Below are 5,067 nucleotides of genomic sequence, written 5' to 3'. Positions count from 1 at the left end.
ATCAAGCGCATGATCTCCGGCGGCGACGCGCAGACGGAATGGGGCGCCGTGATGGCCACCGCCATGCTGGCGATGATCCCGCCCGCCTTCGTCGTCATCCTGATGCAGAAGTGGTTCGTCAAGGGCCTGGTGGATACAGAGAAATAATGGCCGCAATCTCCCTCAAGAACGTCATCAAGCGCTACGGCACCGGCAAGCATCAACTGCAGGTGATCCACGGCATCAACGCCGAGATCGCCGACCACGAATTCGTGGTGATCGTCGGGCCTTCGGGCTGCGGCAAGTCCACGCTGCTGCGCATGGTCGCCGGCCTGGAAGAAGTCACCGGCGGCGAGATCGCCATCGGCGGCCGCGTGGTAAACGACCTGGAACCGGCGTACCGCGACATCGCGATGGTGTTCCAGAACTACGCGCTCTACCCTCACATGAGCGTGTTCGAGAACATGGCCTACGGGCTCAAGATCCGCAAGCTGCCGGCCGAGGAGATCCGTGCCCGCGTCGACAAGGCGGCCGGCATCCTGGAGCTCGCCCACCTGCTCGATCGCAAGCCGCGCCAGCTCTCGGGCGGGCAGCGCCAGCGCGTGGCCATGGGCCGCGCCATCGTGCGCCAGCCGCAGGTGTTCCTGTTCGACGAGCCGCTGTCCAACCTGGACGCCAAGCTGCGCGCGCAGACCCGCATCGAGATCCAGAAGCTGCACCGCGAGCTGGGCATCACCTCGCTGTTCGTGACGCACGACCAGGTGGAAGCGATGACGCTCGCGCAGCGCATGATCGTGATGAACGCCGGCCGCATGGAGCAGTTCGGCACGCCCGAGGAGGTCTACCACCGGCCCGCCTCCACCTTCGTCGCCAGCTTCATCGGCGCGCCGCCCATGAACCTGCTGAAGGAGGCGCCGGGCGGCCGCGCCGGCGCGCTGCTGGGCATCCGGCCCGAACACCTCGACCTGGCCGACAGCGGCTGGGAAGTGCGCACCGAAACCGTGGAGATGCTCGGCGCCGAGCGCCTGGTCTACGGCCGCATCGGCGAGGAGCAGGTGATCGTGCGGGTGGAGGAAAACCGTCCCGCGCCCGCCGCCGGCCAGGTGATCCGCGTGCGTCCGCGCGAGGACCGGCTGCACTGGTTCCACGCCGACACCGGCGCACGGATGGCGGCATGAGCACCGCCGGGCCGCCCCAAGGTGCGAAGGCCCCCTCGGGGGGCAGCGAAGTACACGAAGTGACAAGCGTGGGGGCTCCGTGAACTCGTGGCCGTATCCGCGCTGGATCGCGCACCGCGGCGCGGGCATGGGCGGCAACGCCCTGGCGCCGGAGAACACGCTGGCGGCCTTCCGCCTCGGCGCCGCGCACGGCTACCGCATGTTCGAATGCGACGTGAAGCTCTCGGCCGACGGCGTGCCCTTCCTGCTGCACGACGCGACGCTGGAGCGCACCACCAACGGCCTCGGCCTCGGCGGCGACCAGCCCTGGGACCAGCTGGCGCGGCTCGATGCCGGCAGCTGGCACTCGCGCGCCTTTGCCGGCGAACCGCTGCCCACGTTCGAGAACGTCGCGCGCTGGTGCCTCGCCAACCGCCTGCTGCTGAACGTGGAGATCAAGCCCACGCCGGGCCAGGAGCGCCCGAGCGGCGAGGTGGTGGCGCAGTACGCCGCCCGCATCTGGGCCGGCCAGGCCGTGCCGCCGCTGCTCACGTCCTTCCGCCCCGAGTCGCTGCAGGCGGCCCAGGCGGCGCAGCCCGGGCTGCCGCGCGGGCTGCTGCTGGATACCTTGTGGGAAGGCTGGTTCGATATCGCCCGCTCGCTCGACTGCGTGGCCATCGTGTGCAACCACGCGCTGTGGGATGCGCAGACGGTGGCACAGGTGCAGGGCGCAGGGATGCGTTGCCTGAGCTACACCGTGAACGACGAGTGGGCGGCGCAGCGGCTGATTGCGCTGGGGACGGATGGGATCATCACGGACCGGGTGGAGTTGTTCGCACCAGCTTAGGCGCAGCTGCTTGGTGACGCCGTCTTCGTTGGCGCTGAGCGCCTCAGGCCGAAGCCCAGCGATCAGCGAGCGCAGCGAAGCTGGGCTTCGGCGCTCCGCGCTCTCAGCGCCAGCCTACGAATCCCGCAACCCCGCGACCGATCACCGCAGATCCCCCGCCAGCGAAGCCAGCGTCTCCGGCGCCAGCGCCACGTGCGCGGGGTAGTTGGTGTGGTCGCACCCGAGCTTCACGCCGGCGCCGGCCTTCACGGCATCGCGCATCGGCGGCGTGAGCTCGAAGCGCAGGAAGTGCACCGAGGAAGTCTTCTCCTCGTTCTCGCGGTCCAGGTCTTCGTCGGCGATCGCGTAGACGCGCGCGTGGCCCTCCACCTCGACGAACATGCGGTCCTCCACGCCGATCAGGCGGGCGAGCTCGCGCTGGCGCTCGTTGACGTCCGGGTACTCGATCAGCATCGTGGCCTTCCAGTTGCCGCCGTCCGGCACCAGCGGGGCATAGGTGTCGATCTCGGCCTGGATGCCCTCCTCCTCGAAGATCTTCTCGATGCGCAGCATCTCCTGGATCTGGTAGCGCATCGTGAACTCGCTCTCGAACTGCACGGTGATGTGCTCGCCGAGCGGCACGCTGCGCAGCCGGCGGTGCGCGATCACCTCGGGCTTGTGCTGCTTGCGCCACTTGGCGTAGGCCTCCAGCGTCATGAGGCTGTCGGCCGTGATCCTGCCGGTGAGTTGCATGGTCAGTCCAGTCCGTAGGCGATGCGCAGCAGCGTGATGGGATGGTGGAACTGCGGGTCGCCGAGTGCGTTGACCTCGAAGCCCTGGTCGATGTGGTGGCCCGCCAGCGCGCAGTCGGAGCTGATGTAGTCGGGCGTGCCGCCCTGCGGGTGCTCCGCCATGCGCTTGAACAAGGGCTTGCCGATCTGCATCGCGGCGGTGTGGGTGGGCTTCTTCACGCCGTAGGTGCCCGCGTGCCCCGAACAGCGCTCGTTGGTGTGCACGGTCGTGTCCGGGATCATCTTGAGCAGTTCCTCGGTCTTGCGGCCGATGTTCTGCACCCGCTGGTGGCAGGGCACGTGGTAGCTCACCTTCCCGAGCGGATTCGGGAATTCGGTCTTGAGCAGGCCGTCGCGCCGCCGCGCGGCGAGGTATTCGAAGGGATCCCACATCGCCTCCTTGACGGCCTGCACGTCGGCATCGTCCGGGTACATCAGCGGGATCTCCTGCTTGAACATCAGCGTGCAGCTGGGCACGGTGGCGATGATGGCCCAGCCCTCGCGCGCGTACTTGACGAGCACCGGAATGTTGGCGCGCTTGCTCGCATCCACCGACTCGAGGTCGCCCAGTTCCAGCTTGGGCATGCCGCAGCACTTCTCCTTGCTGACGATCTCGTAGGGGATCTCGTTGTGCCGCAGCACCTTCAGCAGGTCGAGCCCGATGCCGGGCTCGTTGTAGTTGACGTAGCAGGTCGCGAACACGGCCACCTTGCCGGGCGTGCGCTCGCCGTCGCGCACCGTCCCCTCGTCCGACTTGGGCGCCGCGCTGCGGAAGCGGCGCGTGGCCAGCGAGGGCAGCCAGGCCTCGCGGTCGACGTGCAGCGTCTTTTCCATCGCCGCGCGGGCCGGCTTGCTCTGGCTCACCTTGTTGGCCACTTGCGTGACGATGGGGATGCCGGCGAACTGGCCGTGCACGTCGGTGGAGGCGAGGAACCTGGCGCCGGCGTCGACGCCGCCTTTGCGGAACTTGATCGCCTTGGCGCGCAGCATGGTGTGCGGGTAGTCCACGTTCCACTGGTGCGGCGGCACGTAGGGGCACTTGGTCATGTAGCACAGGTCGCACAGGTAGCAGTGGTCCACCACCTTCCAGAAGTCCTGCTTCTCGACCCCGTCGATCTCGCCCGTCTTGCCCTCGTCGACCAGGTCGAACAGGGTGGGGAAGGACTTGCACAGGCTCACGCAGCGCCGGCAGCCGTGGCAGATCTCGAAGATGCGCTCCAGCTCCCGGAGGCATTTCTCCTCGTCGTAGAACTCGGGGTTCTTCCAGTCGATCGGGTGGCGCGTGGGCGCCTCGAGACTGCCTTCGCGGACGGCCATGGACTCTCCGTGTTCGTTCGGCGTTGAGCGTTCAGCGTTCAGCGGGGAAGCGTTCAGGGAAGGGCGTTGCGCTCGCGCTCAACGCCCAACACTCAACGCTCAACCTCAGTCGGCCAGTTCGTTCAGCGCCTTGGTGTAGCGGTTGGCGTGCGAGCGCTCGGCCTTGGCCAGGGTCTCGAACCAGTCGGCGATCTCGTCGAAGCCTTCCTCGCGCGCCGTCTTGGCCATGCCGGGGTACATGTCGGTGTACTCGTGCGTCTCGCCGGCGACGGCGGCCTTCAGGTTGTCGCGCGTGCTGCCGATCGGCAGGCCCGTGGCCGGGTCACCGACCTGTTCCAGCCACTCGAGGTGGCCGTGGGCATGGCCGGTCTCGCCCTCGGCGGTGGAGCGGAACAGCGCCGCCACGTCGTTCTGGCCCTCCACGTCGGCCTTGTTTGCGAAGTACAGATAGCGCCGGTTGGCCTGGGACTCGCCCGCGAAAGCGGCCTTCAGGTTCTCCTCGGTCTTGGACCCCTTCAGTGCTGCCATGGAAATCTCCTTCGTGGTGGTGAACAGGAAGCCTATGCCCCGGCGGCGCCGGGGACGCAACAAGCGTAGTGAGCCCCGGGCGCTGCGTCTAATAGCCATGGTCAATGCGGTTGATCGCTTTTGGCTATGAGAGCACGTCAATTGATAACACTTTACACGCACCCTGTGGGCGTGGCCGAGCATTCCGTTAAAGTGAACGTGTCACGTACTGTCGAACCGAGGAGCCCCATGGCCGCCGTTCTCCAGGACCGCAGTAACCTGCCCGCGCCGCCGCCGATCCGGCAGCTGCACCACTATGCCTACCGCGCGCGCGACGCGGAAGAAACGCGCCACTTCTACGAAGACATCCTGGGCCTGCCGCTCTACCACATCATCCAGAGCGACCACGTGCCCAGCACCGGCGAGTACTGCCCCTACACGCACTTCTTCTTCCGCCTGCAGGACGGCTCGTTCATCGCCTTCTTCGACC

6 protein-coding genes and 1 pseudogene are annotated in these 5,067 nt (G+C 67.5%); 4 read left to right on the top strand and 3 right to left on the bottom strand.

Features of this window, described 5'->3' with window-relative positions:
- The 3 genes and pseudogenes from VFM98_RS11170 to ugpQ form a co-directional block, all read left to right on the top strand.
- Positions 1-147 (top strand): annotated as a pseudogene (locus VFM98_RS11170) (glycerol-3-phosphate transporter); the annotation flags it as partial.
- On the top strand, positions 147-1,157 hold the full coding sequence (gene ugpC, locus VFM98_RS11165; protein WP_325109995.1) for a sn-glycerol-3-phosphate ABC transporter ATP-binding protein UgpC: 1,011 nt from the start codon (positions 147-149) through the stop codon (positions 1,155-1,157). The pseudogene VFM98_RS11170 and the gene ugpC, both read left to right, overlap by 1 nt.
- Positions 1,158-1,236: 79 nt before the next feature.
- Positions 1,237-1,983 carry a glycerophosphodiester phosphodiesterase gene (ugpQ, locus tag VFM98_RS11160; RefSeq protein WP_325109994.1) on the top strand — a complete coding sequence of 249 codons (747 nt, stop codon included), beginning with the start codon at positions 1,237-1,239 and terminating at the stop codon, positions 1,981-1,983.
- Positions 1,984-2,124: 141 nt separating this feature from the next.
- Here ugpQ and VFM98_RS11155 read toward each other — a convergent pair whose 3' ends face one another.
- The 3 genes from VFM98_RS11155 to VFM98_RS11145 all read right to left on the bottom strand — a co-directional run bounded on the left by VFM98_RS11155 (position 2,125) and on the right by VFM98_RS11145 (position 4,598).
- Positions 2,125-2,715 carry a DUF3501 family protein gene (locus VFM98_RS11155; protein WP_325109993.1) on the bottom strand — a complete coding sequence of 197 codons (591 nt, stop codon included), beginning with the start codon at positions 2,713-2,715 and terminating at the stop codon, positions 2,125-2,127.
- Between the two features lie 2 nt (positions 2,716-2,717).
- The gene (locus VFM98_RS11150; protein WP_325109992.1) at positions 2,718-4,070 is read right to left on the bottom strand and encodes a (Fe-S)-binding protein; all 1,353 of its coding nucleotides are present in this window, start codon (positions 4,068-4,070) and stop codon (positions 2,718-2,720) included.
- A 105-nt stretch (positions 4,071-4,175) separates the two neighbouring features.
- Positions 4,176-4,598 carry a rubrerythrin family protein gene (locus tag VFM98_RS11145; protein WP_325109991.1) on the bottom strand — a complete coding sequence of 141 codons (423 nt, stop codon included), beginning with the start codon at positions 4,596-4,598 and terminating at the stop codon, positions 4,176-4,178.
- Between the two features lie 228 nt (positions 4,599-4,826).
- On the opposite strand from VFM98_RS11145, the gene VFM98_RS11140 reads away from it, so the two are divergent.
- On the top strand, positions 4,827-5,067 hold a 241-nt coding region (locus VFM98_RS11140; RefSeq protein WP_325109990.1), incomplete at its 3' end, for a VOC family protein.

Origin of the sequence: Ramlibacter sp. (genome assembly GCF_035706265.1) — a bacterium.
Taxonomy (GTDB): domain Bacteria; phylum Pseudomonadota; class Gammaproteobacteria; order Burkholderiales; family Burkholderiaceae_C; genus Ramlibacter.
Note: the sequence above shows the minus strand (reverse complement) of the source record. Positions and strands in the feature narration are given on the sequence as shown.